Raw genomic sequence first — 16351 nt, 5'->3', positions numbered from 1 at the left:
ATAATCCGCCCATCCTCGCTTGTGGCGGCAAGGCGGCGCGCTAGATTTCCCATCAAATTCGGGGGGATCATCTTGCGTACCATTCTGTCGTCGTTCGCGCTCGCCCTGCTGGCGGGCACTGCCCATGCCGGCGACCAGCCGCTCTACCAGCCGGCGCCCGCCTGGGTGCAGCCGGCCCCTGTGATCGACATCAAGGCGGTGACCGCCGACGATCCCATGATCCTGCGCATCGACCAGCAGCAGAAGCTGCAGGGCGACGAAGTCTGGGCCTATGCCGACATGATGCTCCACATCGCATCGCCGGAGGTCCTCACCCAGGCGGGCACGCTGCAATTCCCCTGGGAGCCGACCAGCGGCGAGCTGATCGTCCACAGCGTCGAGATCCTGCGCGGCGGCGAGACGATCGATGTGCTCAAGGCCGGGCAGAAATTCACCGTGCTGCGCCGCGAGCAGATGCTCGAACGCGCGCAGATGAACGGACTGCTCACCGCGACCATGGCGGTGGAGGGCCTGCGCGTGGGCGACGTACTGCGCGTCGTGATCTCGACCGTACGGCGCGATCCCGCGCTGGGCGGCCGGCTGCAGACCATGGCACCGCTGATCGCAGCACCCGCGCCGGTGAAATATGGCCATCTCCGGGTGATCTGGCCCGAGGCGATGAAGGTGAACTTCAAGTCGCAATATCTGCCCGACACCTTCGTGCCGATCAGCCATGACGGCTTTCGCGAGATCGGCGTGCTGATGCCGTTCCCGGAACCGGAGGAAGTACCGAGCGACGCACCGCTGCGCTTCCGCCCCCTGCCGCTGTTCGAGGCGACGACCTTCACCGGCTGGGAGGAAGTGTCGCGGACAATGGCGCCGCTCTACAAGACCGAGGGCACGATCGCGCCCGACGGCCCGATCGCCGCCGAAGTGGCGAAGATCGCGGCCGCTTCCAGCGATCCGCGTACCCGTGCGGCGATGGCGCTGCAGCTGGTGCAGGAGCAGGTGCGCTACCTCTATCGCGGCATGGACGGCGGCAACTATGTGCCGCAGACGCCGGCCCAGACCTGGACGCTGCGCTATGGCGACTGCAAGGCGAAAACGCTGCTGCTGACCGCGATGCTGCGCGCGCTGGGGATCGATGCCGAGCCGGCGCTGGTCAATGCCACGCTGGGCGACAATGTGCCCAACCGGATGCCGGCGCCGTCCGCGTTCGATCACGTGATCGTCCGCGCGACGATCGGCGGGCAGGTGCTGTGGCTTGACGGCACGGCGCTGGGCAGCCGCCAGGCCGACCTCGACGACGTGCCGCCGTTCCGCAACGCGCTGCCGCTGCGGGTGGCGGGCGCCGGGCTGGAGAAGATGCCGCTGCGCGCCAATACCCGGCCCGATGCCTCGGTCGAGGTCGAGCTGGACGGGCGCGCCGGCGTAAACCTGCCCGCGCCCTTCACACTGCGCGCCGAGCTGCGCGGCCAGAGCGCGATGATGCTCCGCTTCTCCGCGCAGATGGGCAAGGACAAGGCCGCCGAGATGGCGGATGCCACGGTCGGCCAATATGTCGCCAACGCCCAGGTCAGCGAACGCAATGTGCGCTATGACGAGGCGAGCGGCGCGACGATCCTCACCGCCTCGGGCATCTCCTCGCCGGGCTGGACGAAGGAGGATGGCCGTTATCGGCTGGGCCTCGATACCGCGGTGAGCAGCGTCGAGTTCGCCCCCGATCGCAGCAAGCCCGAATGGGCCGCGATCCCGGTGAGCAGCGGCGATCCCGGCAGCACCCGCGTTCGCACCCGCATCCGCCTGCCCGGAAGCGGCGCCGGCTTCGTGCTCGAAGGCGACCAGACCCTGCCCGCCAGCCTGGCCGGCGCGGCGCTGAGCCGCAGCACGCAGCTGGCCGGCGAATGGGTGACGGTGGAAGACCGCGCTACCACCGGCGTGCGAGAGATCGCGCCGGGCGATATCCCCACGGTGCGCGCGCAGGTCGATGCCGCCAAGCTGCGCCTGCTCAAGCTCGATGCGCCCGAGGATACGCCGCCTTACTGGAAGGCGATCGCGCCGGCGCGGGCGGGCAAGCTGCTCGATCCGGTGCTGGCGGTCTATGCCAAGCGCATCGCCGACAAGCCGAAGGAGGTTGAGGGCTATTCGGTGCGCGCGACCTTCCTTGAGGGCATCTATGACCGCAAGGCGGCGCTGGTCGATGTCGACAAGGTGATCGCGCTGGCACCGACCGCCGACAATTATCTATGGCGCGCGCGGCTGCGCATCGCATTGAACGATGACGTCAAGGCGCTGGAAGACATCAGCAAGGCGCGCACGCTGGAGCCGGGCTCGGCCGCGGCACTCGATAGCTATGCGCGGTTGCGCGCCGATCATGGCGGGGCGGTCGAGGCGCTGGCGCTGGTCGCCGAGCGGATGAAGACCGCCGGCAAGGACAAGAACGACCTGATCATGCTCCAGTCGAGCCTGCTCGGCGATGCCGGCAAGCCGGCCGATGCCGTCGCGGCACTGGATGCGGCGATCAAGGCGACGCCGGGCAATCCCACGCTGCTCAACCAGCGCTGCTGGATCAAGGGTACGCTCAACGTCGCGCTCGAAACCGCGCTCAAGGATTGCACCAAGGCGATCGAGCTGGCCGACTCTTCGGCGGCCATCCTCGACAGCCGCGGGCTGGTCTATTTCCGGCTCGGGCGGATGGACGACGCGATTGCCGATTTCGACGCGGCGCTCGACCAGGCGCCGGGCATGGCGGCGAGCCTGTACATGCGCGGGGTGATCAGGACGAAGACCGGCGCACCCGGTGCGGCCGACGACCTCGCCGCCGCGCGGATGATCTCGCCGCGCATCGACGAGGATTATGCGAAGTACGGGATCAAGCCCTGATGCGGCCCAGGATGCGGCGGGGCGTTGGCTAAATCTTCACGCCCCTGCGTTAAAGGGGCGGAATGGCTACCCGGGTCTTCATCACGATCGACACCGAGATCATGTGGCGGCACCATGTCGCCGGTCTCGATGTCGATACGATCGTCCAGCGTTCGCTGGAGCCCGCCAATGTGGGGGTCGGCTGGCAGCTGGAGCAGCTGGCGAAGCATGGGCTCAAGGCCTGCTTCTTCGTCGATCCGATGCCGGCGCTGGTCTATGGCCTCGACCCGATCAAGCGCGTGGTCGGCGCGATCCTGGAGGCGGGACAGGAAGTGCAGCTGCACCTCCACCCCAACTGGACCGGCGCGCATGCCGGCGACGGCGGCGCGACCTATGGCGCGTTCGAGCTGATCGACTACAGCTTCGAAGAGCAGGTGAAGCTGATCGAAGGCGCGTCCGACATGCTGGTCGCGGCGGGTGCGCAGGAGCCGGTGGCGTTCCGTTCGGGCAGCTATTCGGCGAGCGACGACACGCTGGGCGCGCTGGCGCAGCTCGGCTTCGTCTATGACAGCAGCCATAACGGCTCCGAGCATCCCTGGCCGAGCGCGATCAACCTGGGCTCGCGCCAGATCGCCCCGATCGAGCATCGCGGGATCGTCGAGGTGCCAGTGACCCTGATCGAGGATCGCGCCGGGCATCTCCGCCATTTCCAGATCTGCGCGCTCTCGGCCGGCGAGATGCGTGCCGCGCTCGACCATGCCGTGGTCCGCAGCCATTCGGCAGTCACGATCGTCAGCCACGGGTTCGAGCTTGCAAATCGCGCCGGGACGCGGCCTAACGCTGTCCATGTACGGCGCTTTCAGGCGCTGTGCCGCATGTTGGCCAGCCGCCGGGGGGTGTTGGTGACCGAACATTTCGCAGACCGTCCGCGCATGGCGCTGGGCCAGGACGATGCACCGCTCGGGCCGAACCTGCTCCGCACGCGTTGGCGCCAGGCCGAGCAGCTCTGGTCGAACCTGGTCGAGGAGCGCGCCGCGTGAACGCGATGAGCGAAGTCACCGCCGAAATGCCGCAGGCAAAGCCGACCAGCCTCAAGTTCGAGATCGGCGCGCGCACGCTGGCGACGATCCAGCGCGCACTGGTGCGCCTGCCGCTGACGCTCGACGAGGCCCGGGCGGATCGCCTGCCGGTGCTGCCCCAGCTGCCGCGCGAGGCGCATGGCTATGTCGTCACCTCGCTGCCCGAGCATCTGGTGCCGGGGCTGGTGAAGGCGTCGGGCGACATGCTGCCCTTCGTCCGCCAGCGCTATACGCGCTACTTCACCGAGTTCGGCATCGGCTTCGATGCGTGGTGGAACGGGCTGTCGTCCAATGCCCGCCAGGGCATCAAGCGCAAGGCGAAGAAGATCGCGGCCGAGAGCGGCGGCGAGCTCGATGTGCGTGCCTTTCGCGAGGCGCATGAGCTGGAGGCGTTCCATGACGTCGCCCGGCGGATCTCGCTGCGCACCTACCAGGAACGCCTGCTCGGCTCGGGCCTGCCCGACAGCGCCGAGTTCATCGCGACGATGCTGGCGCAGGGCGCGGCGGGGCAGGTCCGCGCCTGGCTGCTCTACATCGCGGGCGAACCGGCGGCCTATCTCTATTGCCCGGTGATCGAGGGCGGCGTGGTGATCTATGCCTATGTCGGCCATGATCCGGCGTTCAACGACCTGTCGCCGGGCGCCGTGCTCCAGCTCGAGGCGATGCGCGACCTGTTCGAGGAAGGCACGTTCGCGCGCTTCGACTTCACCGAGGGCGAAGGCCAGCACAAGCGCCAGTTCGCCACCGGCGGCGTGGACTGCGTCGACCTGTTCCTGCTGCGCCCCTCGCTTGCCAACCGGGTGACGATGGCAGCGCTGGGCGGGTTCAACCGCGGCGTCGCCGGGGTGAAGGCGCTGGTGAAGCGCGCGGGGTTGGAGAAAGCGGCGAAGAAGGTACGGCGGGGTTGAACCCTAAAAAGCCCCTCCCCTTCAGGGGAGGGGTTGGGGTGGGGCCTGTTCGCGTGTTCTGGTCTCGGTGAGACACCTTCCCCACCCCCAACCCCGAACCGGGAGAACAGCGCCCCGCGCTGTTCAGGCCATGCCGGGGGCATGGCCGACCCGGGTCGCCTGAAGGGGAGGGGCTTGCTATCTGGTCCCCATGCATCTCCGCGCCGAAGCCATCATCCTCTCCGTTCGCGCGCATGGCGAGCATGGGGCGATCGTGCGGGCGTTCACCGAGAATGACGGTGTGCAGCCCGGCTATGTCCGGGGCGGGCATGGCCGGACGCTGCGGCCCGTCCTCCAGCCGGCCAACCTTGTCCATGGCGAGTGGCGCTCGCGCACCGAGGACGCGTTGCCCGGGCTGACGGTGGAACTGCTCCACAGCCGCGCGGCGATGTTCTCCGAAGCCTTGCCCGCCGCCGCCTTCCAATGGGCGACCGCGCTCAGCGCCTTCGCGCTGCCCGAGGGGTTGCCCTATCCGCGGCTCTATTCCGCGCTCGACGGCGTGCTGGCGGCGATCGAGGCGGCACCGGCGGCGCGCGGCTGGGCGGTGGCGTTGGTCCGCTACGAGCTGCTGCTGCTCGCCGAGCTCGGCTTCGGTCTCGACCTCGAGCATTGCGCCGCCACCGGCCGCAACGACGACCTCGCCTATGTCAGCCCCAAGAGCGGCATCGCGGTCAGCCGGCTGGGCGCGGAGGGCTATGAGAACCGGCTGCTCCGCTTGCCGCGCTTCCTGGTCGAGGGCGGCGAGGCGGGATGGGGCTATATCCTCGACGGATTGAAGCTCACCGGCCATTTCCTCGAGCGCGATGTGCTGATCGGAAAGGGTGCCGAGCTGCTTGCCGCCCGCGCAAGGCTGGTCGACCGGTTGAAGCGCGCTGTTGCCTAAGCGCCACAACAGCGGCAAAGCGGGCGCCGTAGACGTGGGAGCTTGCATTGCCGCTGATTGCTGTTCTTCCCGGTGACGGGATCGGTCCGGAAGTTACGCGCGAGGCGCGCCGGGTTCTGGAAGCCTTGGCCCTGGGCCTCGATTTCGAGGAGGCGCCCGTCGGCGGCGCGGCCTATCTGCTCACCGGACGGCCGCTCCCCGAGGAAACCCTCGCCCTCGCCAAGAAGGCCGATGCCGTGCTGTTCGGCGCGATCGGCGATCCGCGCTTCGAGGCGCTGGAGCGCCGCCTGCGCCCCGAAGCGGCGCTGCTCGGCATCCGCCGCGAGCTTGGCCTGTTCGCCAATATCCGCCCGGCGACGCTGTTCCCGGCGCTGGCCGACGCCTCGCCGCTCAAGCCCGAAGTGGTGGCGGGGCTCGACCTGGTCATTGTCCGCGAGCTGGTCGGCGACGTCTATTTCGGCGAGAAGGGCCGCCGGCAGACGGCGGAGGGCCTGCGCCAGGGCTTCGACATCATGAGCTACAATGAGGTCGAGGTGGAGGCGATCGCCCGCGTCGGCTTCGAAATGGCCAAGCGCCGCAAGAAGAAGCTCTGCTCGGTCGACAAGGCGAACGTGCTCGAGACCTCGCAGCTGTGGCGCGACGTGGTCAACGAGCTGTCGACCGAATATCCCGACGTGCAGCTGACCCACATGTATGTCGACAATGCCGCCATGCAGCTGGTCCGCGCGCCCGCGGCGTTCGACGTGATCGTCACCGGCAATCTGTTCGGCGACATCCTTTCCGACCAGGCGAGCATGTGCGCCGGCTCGATCGGCATGCTGCCCTCGGCTTCGTTGCGTGCGTGGAGCGGCGACAACGGCATGTACGAGCCGATCCATGGCTCGGCACCCGACATCGCCGGGCAGGGCAAGGCCAATCCGTGCGGCGCGATCCTCTCGGCCGCGATGCTGCTGCGCCATTCGCTCGGCAACGAGGAGGCGGCGCTCAAGGTTGAGCGCGCGGTCGGCGAGGCGCTCGCCAAGGGTGCGCGCACGGCCGATCTGGGCGGGTCGATGTCGACCGCCGAGATGGGTGACGCGGTGCTCAAGGAGCTTGTGTGATCCCTGCGCAGCTCGAGCTTGCGGTCGTCATCCCGACGTTCAACGAGCGGGCGAACGTGCCGTTGCTGATCGAGAAGCTCGATGCGGCGCTGGCGGGACGGAATTGGGAAGCGATCTTCGTCGACGACAACAGCCCGGACGGGACGGCGGATGCCGCCCGCGAGCTGGGGCGGCGCGATCCCCGGGTACGGGTGATCCAGCGGATCGGCCGGCGCGGGCTGTCGAGCGCGTGCATTGAGGGGATGTGCGCCACCGCCGCGCCGTTCGTCGCGGTGATCGACGGCGACCTGCAGCATGACGAGACGCTGCTGCCCAACATGCTCGACGCGCTGGAAGGCGATGACGCGCTCGACGTGGTGATCGGCTCGCGCTTCGTCGATGGCGGCGGCACCGGCGAATGGGATGAGGAGCGCGTGGCAAAGTCGGCGCTTGCGACCAGGCTCTCGCGCAAAGTGCTCAAGGCCGACCTGTCGGACCCGATGAGCGGCTTCTTCATGATCCGCACCGGCATCGTGCGCGACCTGGTGCCGACGCTCTCGGCGATCGGTTTCAAGATCCTGCTCGACATCATGACGGCGTCGCACCGGCCGCTGAAGTTCCTGGAGCTGCCGTACGTGTTCCGCACCCGGGCGCTGGGCGAGTCCAAGCTCGATTACGTCGTGGCGATGGAATATCTCATCGCGCTGTACGACCGGATGTTCGGCAAGGTCGTGCCGGTGCGCTTCGTGATGTTCTCCGGCATTGGCGCGCTGGGCGCCGGCGTGCATTTCCTGGTGCTGGCGCTGTTCTTCCGCGGGATGGCCTGGCCGTTCGTCGGCGCGACGATCCTGGCGACCGTGATCGCGATGACCTTCAACTTCTTCCTCAATAACGCGCTCACCTATCGCGAGCAGCGGCTGAAGGGGGCGGGGCCGCTGCTGGCCGGCTGGGCCAGCTTCTGCGTAGTGTGCGGCGTGGGTGCGGCGGCCAATGTCGGCGTCGCGGCGTTCCTGCATAACGTCCAGCATGGCGACTGGCGCTTCGCGGCGCTGGCCGGGATCGCGGTGGCGGCGGTGTGGAACTTCGCGCTGTCGTCGCGCTTCGTCTGGGGGCGGTACTAGTCCGATCCTTCACTGTTCCCCGGCTTTCGGCGGGGAACAGGAAGTGCCGGGATGACGGATTGGCGCTATCGCCAGCTGCCCAGCCACATCCAGTGGGTGAACCCCTGGCTGTCGGCCAGCGGCGCGCCCGAGAGGATCGGGTAGAAATAGCCGAACACCAGCAGCGACAGCGCGGCGAACCATTCCTCCCAGCCGCGGTTCCGGCCGCGATCGAAATGCTGGAAGGCGATCGGGATCGCCATGCACAGGAAGATGCTGCTCGGATGGTAATAATAGAAGAAGCCGATCGACTTGGGGATCACGACATAGATCGCCAGGCTCCCGGTCCATAGCAGCGCCACCGACAGCGGCTTGATCGCCTTGTCCCGGAACCACGCCCAATAGCAGGCGGCGACCGCGACCAGCCCGCCCCACAGGATCAGCGGATTGCCGATCAGCAGAACGCCGCGCTGGGCGCCGCGATCCCATTCATAGAAATACCAGATCGGCCGCAGCATCAGCGGCCAGCTCCACCAGCTCGACTGATAGGTGTGGTGCGGCAGGATCTGGGTCTGCATTTGCCACATGTGGATCTGCTGGCTGAACAGGCCCCCAAGCGAAGTCAGCGGATCGGTGGTGTAGAAGAAGGCGGGCGTGAAGGTGAGGAAATAGGTGACCACGCTCACCACGCCCATCGCCAGGATCGCCGGGATGGCGGGCAGGCCGGCCCAGTGGCGCTGGTCCTTGCCCGAAAGTGCCGAGAGGATCGGTTTCTTCGCCAGCCGCGCGTCGCGGGCGCGGATGACGAGGAAGGAGAGGGCCGCGAGCACGATATAGGGTACGCCCGCCCATTTGACCGCGGTCACGCAGCCGAGCAGCGCGCTGCCCGCGATCCAGCGCCACCAAACCGCCTTGCCTGTGCCCTGCATCGACCAGAGCAGCATCACGATCGCCCAGACGAGGAAGGCGCCGAGGAAGATGTCGAGCATGCCGGTGCGCGCCTGGACGTACACCGTCTGGTTGAGCATCGTCAGCACCGCGCCGACCACCGCCGCGCGCATGTTGCCGACGAGCAGCCACAGGAAGGCGAACACGCCGAGCACGGTCGCGGTGCCGAACAACGTCGAGGCGATGCGCCAGCCGAACGGGTTGTCACCGAGCAGCGCCATGCCGGCGGCGATCAGCTCCTTGCCGAGCATCGGATGCTCGACATTGCGCGGGCCTGACAGGTCGAGCAGCGCCTGCGCCGCGGGCAGATAATGCACCTCGTCGAACATGATGACGCTGGGCTGGTCGAGATGGACCAGGAACAGCGCCTGGGCGACAATGGCGAGCAGCAGGGCGACGAGCCAGGGGCGGGTGCCAAGGGCCTTGAGGCGATCGAGCATGGCGCGTTGGATAGCCGACCGTTTCGTGGCCGTCATGCTGAACTTCGCACCCGTATTTGATCGCTCCCCGGCGAAAGCCGGGGGCCAGGGTTTCTCTGCCGGATCGCCCGTGACCCTGGGCCCCGGCTTTCGCCGGGGAACGGCCCTGGCCAGAAGCGGAGGTTGGGCATCCCAAACAAGTTACGATGACGACCGGTGTTGACGCCTCGTCCCCCCAGACGCAAAGCATGCCGCACTATGAAGCGTCGTACCGGACAAGACCGCAGCGTAACCCGCAACTGGAAACCCGCCACCCAGGCCGTGCGCGGGGGCACCGCCCGTTCCGAATGGGGCGAGACCAGCGAGGCGATGTTCCTCACTTCTGGTTACGCCTATGACTGCGCCGGCGACGCCGCCGCGCGCTTTGCCGGCGAGCAGGCCGGCATGACCTATTCGCGCCTGCAGAATCCGACGGTGGAGATGCTCGAGGAGCGGATCGCGCTGCTCGAGGGCGCCGAGGCCTGCCGCACCATGGCGACCGGCATGGCGGCGATGACCGCCGCGATCCTCTGCCAGGTGAGCGCCGGCGACCATATCGTCCAGGGCCGCGCCGCTTTCGGCTCGTGCCGCTGGCTGACCGACAGCCTGTTGCCGCGCTTCGGCGTCGAGACGACGATCGTCGATGCCCGCGATCCCCAGCAGTTCCAGGATGCGATCCGCCCGAACACCAAGGTGTTCTTCTTCGAGACGCCGGCCAACCCGACGATGGACGTGGTTGACCTCGAGGCGGTCTGCGCGATCGCGCGCAAGCACGGCATCACCACCGTGGTCGACAATGCCTTCGCCACGCCCGCTCTCCAGCGCCCGCTCGAATTCGGCGCGGACGTGGTGGCCTATTCGGCGACCAAGATGATGGACGGGCAGGGCCGTGTGCTCGCCGGCGCCGTCACCGGCTCGTCGGCGTTCATCAACGACGTGCTGCTGCCCTTCACCCGCAACACCGGCCCGACGCTGTCGCCGTTCAACGCCTGGGTGGTGCTCAAGGGCATGGAGACGCTCGACCTGCGCATCCACCGCCAGAGCGAGAATGCGCTCAAGGTCGGCAGCTTCCTCGAGAAGCGCGTGCCCAAGGTGAACTTCCCGGCGCTGCCCAGCCACCCGCAGCACAATCTGTTCATGCGCCAGATGGCAGCGGCCGGGCCAATCTTCTCGTTCGAGGTCGATGGCGGCCGCAAGCAGGCGCACGCCCTGCTCGATGCGCTCGAGCTGGTCGACATCTCGAACAATATCGGCGATTCGCGCTCGCTGATGACGCATCCGTCCTCGACCACCCATTCGAGCGTCGCCGAGGAGAAGCGCTTGGAGATGGGCGTGACCGAGGGCATGCTGCGGCTCAATGTTGGGCTGGAGGACGCGGAAGACGTGATCGCCGATCTCGACCAGGCGCTGAGGGCCGCCGGATTGTGATGGACGCCTTGTTCACCGATGCGGAGGAAACGCGCGGGATCACCGTGCGCGTATCGGTGAGCTATCTTCCCGAGCAGAGCGAGCCCGATCGCGGCCGCTGGTTCTGGGCCTATCACATCCGCATCGAGAACAATTCCAGCGTGATGGTGCAGCTGCTGACGCGGCACTGGATCATCACCGACGGACGCGGCGCGCGTCATACCGTGGAGGGCGAAGGCGTGGTCGGCGAGCAGCCGATGATCGCGCCGGGGGCGAGTTTCGACTATGTGTCGGGCTGCCCGCTGACGACACCCATCGGGAACATGCAGGGCAGTTATCACATGATTGGGGAAGACGGTTCGGCGTTCGACGTCGCGATTCCGAAGTTCGCGCTGACCGCGCCGGCGGTGGCGGAATGAAGCGCACCCATCTCCCGCTCAACGGCCTGCGCGTGCTCGATGCCGCCGCGCGTCACCTGAGCTTCACCCGCGCGGCCGATGAGCTGGCGGTGACGCCCGCCGCAGTCGGCCAGCAGATCCGCGCGCTGGAGGATACGCTGGGCGTCGTCCTGTTCCGCCGCACCACCAAGGGGCTGGAGCTGACCCCCGAGGCGGAGGCCGGCCTGTCGGCGCTGCGCGCGGGCTTCCTCCAGTTCGAGGAAAGCGTGCGCGCGATGCAGGCGGGGCAGTCGTCCAAGTCGCTGACCATCGCCGCGCCGCGCGACCTGACCGCGAAGTGGCTGATGCCGCGCCTCGCCGAGATCGCCCGCATCGACAGCGACCTGCGCTTCGTGCTGGTGCCCGCCGACGACGCACTCGACTTCACCGAGGCCAATCTCGATCTCGCTATCCGCTGGGGCGAAGGTCCGGGCGAGCATGAGGGCGAGGCGCTGGAAAGCGACGGCATGGTCACGATCGAGCGGCCGGGCGGCGGCATCGATGTGCGCATCTCCTGGCCGGGCTGCATGGCCGAGGACGCCGGCTCGCTGGTTCGCGTTGCCGATGCCGGGCTGGCGCTGGAGGCGGCGGCCGAGGGGCTGGGCCGGGCGACCGTGCCCGAATTGCTCGCGCGCAGCGATATCGAATCGGGCCGCGTCGTCGTGGTCGGCGAGCCCAAGAGTTCGAAGCTTGGTTACTGGCTGGTCGCGCCGCTGCCCCAGTGGCGACAGAAGAAGGTGAAGGCGCTGGTCGACGCGCTGGCGCTGTGAGCCGGCCGGCCGAGCTGGTCCGGCGTGAGACGCTGGTGCTGGAGACGGCGCGTCTCCGCCTGCGCCCGCGTACTCCCGACGATGCCGAGGCGCTGTTCCCGAGCCTGTCGGATCCCGAACTGATGCATTTCTGGTCGGGGCCGCCGCATGCGAGCGTCGAGCAGACCCGGGCGGATTTCGCGCGGGGGGCGCCCGAATGGCGCTCCTGGGCGATCACCCTGCAGGGTGACGACAGCGCGATCGGCTTCGTCGCCGCGGGGGAGAAGCGCCAGGGCAATGTCTCCGAGATCGGCTATATGCTCGCTCGTCCGCATTGGGGCGGCGGCATCGCCGTCGAGGCGGTGAGCGCGGTGATCGACCAGCTCTTCGCCGAGGGGCAGCGCCGCGTCTTCGCCGATACCGATCCCGAGAACCTGGCCTCGCGCGGGCTGCTCGAGCGGCTGGGCTTCAGGCTCGAAGGCATGCTGCGCGCCGAATGGGAGACCCATATCGGCGTGCGCGACACCGCGCTCTACGGTTTGCTACGCGAGGACTGGCGGCGCAGCTGACCGTTCAGAATGGCGCGCGCGGCGGCACGTAGGACGCGGGCGGAATGCTCGGCGCCGGCTGGTCGGGCGTGATGTCGAGCCAGGTCAGCCGTCCTTCGCTGGCGCGTGTGGCCATGTTCGAGCCGGTGGCGTCGCCCGCGTCGAACACGAGCGTGAACCGCTCGATGCGGATCTTCCCGTCCGATCCCGGCGGCAGGCGCAGCGGGGCATAGCGCCGCGTTGCGACGGTCTTGCGCACCCGGTTGGCCCAGTCCGCCGAGATCTCGGGGGAGCGGCGGACCTCCTCCAGGTCGCGGACGCGGCCATCGGGGGCGACCCGGAAGCGAAAATCCACCCATTCGGGATCGGAGTCGATCTGCTTGCGGATCGCCGCCTTCGCGCCGTCGCGAAGCGGCACATCCTCATAGACCAGCACGGGTTCGGTGAAGCCGGCATCGACCAGATTGGCGATCGCCCGGTCCATCGCGTCGCCGCTGCCGGCTAGCCCGGTGAGGCGGGCGCGCAGCACGCGAGCCGCGATGCGGACCTGTTCGAGCTCGGGTTGGGTGGTCCGCTCGATCCGGGCGATCCGTGCCCGCGCGGTGCTGCGGAAGATCGAATCCTGCGATGCGAGGAAGGTGTACATCGCGGCGGAACGGAGCATCGCGATGCCCGCGACCTGCGCTTCGCCGGCCTCGCGCGCCTGCTTCTCGACCCGGCTATAGGTCTCATCGGCGGCATCGGTTCGGCCGACCAGACGGAAATCGTCCCCGGCCGTCAGGCGCTGGATCAGGACGCGCGTGTCCTTGCCGTCCAGCGCGCCCTTGAGCGTGTCGAGCGCATCGACCTGCGCGATGCGGGCCCGGTCCGGGAACCCGTCGAGGTCGGTCATCCGGCCATAGCTGCGTTCGAGATCGGCGACCGCTACCGGATAATCCTTGCGGTGGTCGCCATTGCGATCGCGCGCCGCCGCGAGCGTGGCGCGCGCCTTGCGATAATCGCCGGCAAGCAGCTGGTTCTCGGCCAGGGTGATGCTGGCATCGATATCCTCGGGCGGAGCGCATTTGCGCGCGAGGCATTGTTCGAGCTGGCGGGCCGAATCGGCCAGCCCATTGCCGGTGACGACGATCGGTGCCGGGGGGTGGCTCGCGCCATTGCCCTGCGCCCAGCATGGCAGCGCCACCAGCAGCGCCATGCCCGTCAGAATGCTTCGCATCGCGCTCTCCCGCTCCGCCTGTCGCGCCTTTCGCCGATACGGGAACTTGGCGCGGGGCGGTCCGAAGCGCTAGGGCAGATGCAACCGAGATGGAGGACACCGAGATGCCGCAGAGTCCGTGGAGCCACAGCCGCAGCGCCGGCGTGTCCGACGATATCGATTTCGAGATCAAGGGGCAGGAGCTCCAGTTCGTCGAGATCGAGCTCGATCCGGGCGAGAGCGCGGTGGCAGAGGCGGGCGCGATGGTCTGGAAGGATGCTTCGGTGGGGATGACCACCGTGTTCGGCGACGGCAGCGGCCAGCAGGGTGGCGGCTTCATGGGTGCGTTGCTCGGTGCCGGCAAGCGGCTGGTCACCGGCGAGAGCCTGTTCACCACCGTCTTCACGCACAATGGCTCGGGCAAGGCGCGCGTGGCGTTCGCCGCGCCGGTGCCGGGCGCGATCGTGCCGCTCAAGCTCGACAGCCTTGGCGGCACGCTGATCTGCCAGAAGGACGCGTTCCTCTGCGCCGCCAAGGGCGTGTCGATGGGCATCGCCTTCCAGCGCCGGATCATGACCGGCCTGTTCGGCGGCGAAGGCTTCATCATGCAGAAGCTCGACGGCGATGGCTGGGTGTTCGTCCAGTTCGGCGGCATGGTCGTCGAACGCGAGCTGGCGCCGGGCGAGGAACTGCATGTCGATACCGGCTGCGTCGCCGCCTTCACTCCCTCGGTGGAGTTCGACCTGGTCGGCGCGGGCGGGGTGCGCAGCGCGATCTTCGGCGGCGAGGGGCTGTTCTTCGCGCGGCTGCGGGGTCCCGGCAAGGTGTGGATCCAGTCGCTGCCCTTCTCGCGCCTGGCCGGGCGGATGATGGCGGCGGCCTCGTCCTATGGCGGGCAGAATCGCGGCGAGGGTTCGGTGCTCGGCGGCCTGGGCGACCTGATCGGAGGCAATCGTTGAGCCGTCCGATCCCCAATCTCAACGATCCCGAGGAACGCCGCGCCTATCGCCGCGAGCTGCTTGGCGTGGCCAAGGGGCTGCGGCGCAGCGGCGTGGCATTGGCGGTGCTGGGTTCGGCGCTGATCCTGGTCAACGCCTATTGGACGCCGATCCCGAACCTCCTCACGCTGGCGGCGATCGTCGGCGGCTTCGCGCTGATGCTGATGGGGATCGGCGCGCGGACGAAGTACCACAAGCGCCGGATGCGCGGGGAGATTTAGGGTCGGGGCTAGCCACTGTAGTTCCCCGGCGAAAGCCGGGGCCCAGGGTTTCTCTGCCGCCCCGCTTGTGATCCTGGGCCCCGGCTTTCGCCGGGGAACAGTTCAGTCATGTGCCTAAGGAGCAGGCGGCGCGCTCAGCTCCGCCGCCTTGCCCATCAGGCCGGCGAAGCGGCCCTGCTCGACATCGCGCTGCAGGTCGTTCCAGCTGCCGGTGACGGCATACCAGTCGCCGTTCCGCGCCTGGAGCAGGTAGGTCATGTTCATCACCCCGGGCTCGGAGCCGCCCTTGTAGCCCACCCATTGCCACTTGCCGCGCGCATCGGGGCCGAGGCCGGCATTCTTCGACAGCACCGCGCGCGCATCGGCGCCGGTGGGTCCGTCCGTATTGCGGCGCAGCCAGTCCATCACCCGCACCAGGTCGTTCGGGCTCTCGAACCATTCGAGCGTGTCGATGCGGTTGGGGATCTTCTTCTGGAAGCTGGTCTGGTCGATCAGGATCAGCGGAAGGCCCGCGACTTCGCCGTCGAGCAATGCCCGGCGGCCCGCTTCGTCCAGCGCGAGATATTTGTCGGCCAGGCCGGGGACGCCCTTCAGCTTGAACATGTCGAGCGTCGACAGGAACGGCCGATTGCGCGCCGGATCGGCGATGCCGAGCACCGGCATCATCGCTTCCACCTTCTGGCGGCCCAGCGTCTTGAGCAGCACGTCGGTCGCGCTGTTGTCGCTGATCGAGATCATCTGCGTCGCCAGCTCGCGCAGGCTCACCTGCGTGCCCTTGGGCTGCCGCATATAGCCGCCGCTCGGCAGCGGGCTGCCGTCGAGCGTGACGAGATCGTCCCACTTGCGCTCGCCGGCATTGGTGGCGCGGACCAGCTCGGCCAGGATCACCAGCTTGAAGGCTGAGCCGATCGCATAGGGCTTGTCGGCGTTGCGGCCGGCGATCAGCTGCGGCGTGCCGGTGCCGAGCCTGGCGATCGCATAGCCGGTATCGCCGTGCAGCGCAGCGAGCGCGCGCTCCACTTCGGGCAGCGTTTTCTCGGCCGACTCGAAGCCGCGGACGACCAGGCCGGCCACCTGGTGTGGCGCCGCCGGATCGATCGTGAGTTGCATCAGCGCCACGCCCGAGGCGAACTGGACGCGCACCACGCCCTGCCACGGCGTCGCCTGCGCCACGCCCAGGATCGCGCTCGGCTTGCCGTTGCTGGCGATCAGCCGCGCGGTGGTCGCGTCGAACTTGTCCTTGGGCACATTCGCCCGGAAGCCGGGGGCGAAGAACGAAGCATAGTCGCCGGTGCCGTTGAGGATGCCGAGCAGTTCGCCCAGCCGTGCGGTGAAGGCGGGATCGGCCTGGGCAGGCTGGCTGGCCGGCGCGGCGGGCTGGGTCTGCGCGGCTGCGGCGGGCGCGAGCAGCAGGGCGGAGAACGCGAACAGGACAGGGCGCATGTGGGAGCTCTTTTCGAT

The 16351-nt window shown here is 68.3% G+C and carries 15 protein-coding genes; 12 read left to right on the top strand and 3 right to left on the bottom strand.

Annotation, left to right across the window (positions count from 1 at the left end):
* The first annotated feature begins 72 nt into the window (after window positions 1-72).
* From HNP52_RS18280 to HNP52_RS18255, 6 genes are all read left to right on the top strand, one after another.
* A complete protein-coding gene (locus HNP52_RS18280; protein WP_221416481.1) occupies window positions 73-2862 on the top strand; it encodes a DUF3857 domain-containing protein in 2790 nt (929 codons plus the stop codon).
* A gap of 62 nt (window positions 2863-2924) precedes the next feature.
* Complete coding sequence (locus tag HNP52_RS18275; RefSeq protein ID WP_184169037.1) at window positions 2925-3881, top strand: polysaccharide deacetylase family protein; 957 nt, start codon at window positions 2925-2927, stop codon at window positions 3879-3881.
* 5 nt (window positions 3882-3886) lie between these two features.
* Window positions 3887-4828 (top strand): GNAT family N-acetyltransferase, encoded by a 942-nt coding sequence (locus HNP52_RS18270; RefSeq protein WP_260396262.1) that lies wholly within the window; start codon window positions 3887-3889, stop codon window positions 4826-4828.
* Window positions 4829-5018: 190 nt separating this feature from the next.
* Entirely contained in the window at window positions 5019-5750 is a 732-nt protein-coding gene (gene recO, locus HNP52_RS18265) for a DNA repair protein RecO (RefSeq protein WP_184169036.1), read from the top strand.
* A gap of 47 nt (window positions 5751-5797) precedes the next feature.
* Window positions 5798-6850 (top strand): 3-isopropylmalate dehydrogenase, encoded by a 1053-nt coding sequence (leuB, locus tag HNP52_RS18260; protein ID WP_184169035.1) that lies wholly within the window; start codon window positions 5798-5800, stop codon window positions 6848-6850.
* Entirely contained in the window at window positions 6850-7950 is a 1101-nt protein-coding gene (locus tag HNP52_RS18255) for a glycosyltransferase family 2 protein (RefSeq protein WP_184169299.1), read from the top strand. The genes leuB and HNP52_RS18255 overlap by 1 nt, the downstream gene beginning before the upstream one ends.
* A 65-nt stretch (window positions 7951-8015) precedes the next feature.
* Here the strand turns inward: HNP52_RS18255 and HNP52_RS18250 are convergent, their stop codons facing one another.
* On the bottom strand, window positions 8016-9317 hold the full coding sequence (locus tag HNP52_RS18250; RefSeq protein WP_184169034.1) for a phospholipid carrier-dependent glycosyltransferase: 1302 nt from the start codon (window positions 9315-9317) through the stop codon (window positions 8016-8018).
* A gap of 237 nt (window positions 9318-9554) precedes the next feature.
* Between HNP52_RS18250 and HNP52_RS18245 the strand changes: the two genes are divergently transcribed.
* From HNP52_RS18245 to HNP52_RS18230, 4 genes are read left to right on the top strand one after another with little or no spacing between them, the layout of a single operon-like run.
* On the top strand, window positions 9555-10763 hold the full coding sequence (locus HNP52_RS18245) for a PLP-dependent aspartate aminotransferase family protein (RefSeq protein WP_184169033.1): 1209 nt from the start codon (window positions 9555-9557) through the stop codon (window positions 10761-10763).
* Window positions 10763-11161: a Co2+/Mg2+ efflux protein ApaG gene (apaG, locus tag HNP52_RS18240; RefSeq protein WP_184169032.1), complete on the top strand. Its 399-nt coding sequence runs from the start codon at window positions 10763-10765 to the stop codon at window positions 11159-11161. The genes HNP52_RS18245 and apaG overlap by 1 nt, the downstream gene beginning before the upstream one ends.
* The gene (locus HNP52_RS18235; protein ID WP_184169031.1) at window positions 11158-11949 is read left to right on the top strand and encodes a LysR family transcriptional regulator; all 792 of its coding nucleotides are present in this window, start codon (window positions 11158-11160) and stop codon (window positions 11947-11949) included. Before apaG ends, HNP52_RS18235 begins: the two co-directional genes overlap by 4 nt.
* Window positions 11946-12497, top strand: coding sequence for a GNAT family protein (locus tag HNP52_RS18230; protein ID WP_311768513.1), 552 nt, complete (start codon window positions 11946-11948; stop codon window positions 12495-12497). Before HNP52_RS18235 ends, HNP52_RS18230 begins: the two co-directional genes overlap by 4 nt.
* Before the next feature lie 4 nt (window positions 12498-12501).
* Here the strand turns inward: HNP52_RS18230 and HNP52_RS18225 are convergent, their stop codons facing one another.
* A complete protein-coding gene (locus HNP52_RS18225; protein ID WP_184169030.1) occupies window positions 12502-13692 on the bottom strand; it encodes a hypothetical protein in 1191 nt (396 codons plus the stop codon).
* Window positions 13693-13796: 104 nt separating this feature from the next.
* Between HNP52_RS18225 and HNP52_RS18220 the strand changes: the two genes are divergently transcribed.
* Window positions 13797-14630, top strand: coding sequence for a TIGR00266 family protein (locus HNP52_RS18220; protein WP_184169029.1), 834 nt, complete (start codon window positions 13797-13799; stop codon window positions 14628-14630).
* Window positions 14627-14890 (top strand): hypothetical protein, encoded by a 264-nt coding sequence (locus HNP52_RS18215; protein WP_184169028.1) that lies wholly within the window; start codon window positions 14627-14629, stop codon window positions 14888-14890. The genes HNP52_RS18220 and HNP52_RS18215 overlap by 4 nt, the downstream gene beginning before the upstream one ends.
* A 114-nt stretch (window positions 14891-15004) precedes the next feature.
* Here HNP52_RS18215 and HNP52_RS18210 read toward each other — a convergent pair whose 3' ends face one another.
* Complete coding sequence (locus HNP52_RS18210) at window positions 15005-16333, bottom strand: serine hydrolase (RefSeq protein WP_184169027.1); 1329 nt, start codon at window positions 16331-16333, stop codon at window positions 15005-15007.
* Between the last annotated feature and the right edge of the window lie 18 nt (window positions 16334-16351).

It is taken from the genome of Sphingomonas kyeonggiensis (genome assembly GCF_014204495.1).
Taxonomy (GTDB): domain Bacteria; phylum Pseudomonadota; class Alphaproteobacteria; order Sphingomonadales; family Sphingomonadaceae; genus Sphingomonas; species Sphingomonas kyeonggiensis_A.
Note: the sequence above shows the minus strand (reverse complement) of the source record. Positions and strands in the feature narration are given on the sequence as shown.

Bases quoted from the DNA above. Each gene is read 5' to 3' on its own strand.
- HNP52_RS18275 (WP_184169037.1), top strand. From the start codon at position 2,925: ATGGCTACCCGGGTCTTCATCACGATCGACACCGAGATCATGTGGCGG.
- HNP52_RS18270 (WP_260396262.1), top strand. From the start codon at position 3,887: ATGAGCGAAGTCACCGCCGAAATGCCGCAGGCAAAGCCGACCAGCCTC.
- recO (WP_184169036.1), top strand. From the start codon at position 5,019: ATGCATCTCCGCGCCGAAGCCATCATCCTCTCCGTTCGCGCGCATGGC.
- HNP52_RS18250 (WP_184169034.1), bottom strand. From the start codon at position 9,317: ATGCTCGATCGCCTCAAGGCCCTTGGCACCCGCCCCTGGCTCGTCGCC.
- HNP52_RS18245 (WP_184169033.1), top strand. From the start codon at position 9,555: ATGAAGCGTCGTACCGGACAAGACCGCAGCGTAACCCGCAACTGGAAA.
- apaG (WP_184169032.1), top strand. From the start codon at position 10,763: ATGGACGCCTTGTTCACCGATGCGGAGGAAACGCGCGGGATCACCGTG.
- HNP52_RS18235 (WP_184169031.1), top strand. From the start codon at position 11,158: ATGAAGCGCACCCATCTCCCGCTCAACGGCCTGCGCGTGCTCGATGCC.
- HNP52_RS18225 (WP_184169030.1), bottom strand. From the start codon at position 13,692: ATGCGAAGCATTCTGACGGGCATGGCGCTGCTGGTGGCGCTGCCATGC.
- HNP52_RS18220 (WP_184169029.1), top strand. From the start codon at position 13,797: ATGCCGCAGAGTCCGTGGAGCCACAGCCGCAGCGCCGGCGTGTCCGAC.
- HNP52_RS18210 (WP_184169027.1), bottom strand. From the start codon at position 16,333: ATGCGCCCTGTCCTGTTCGCGTTCTCCGCCCTGCTGCTCGCGCCCGCC.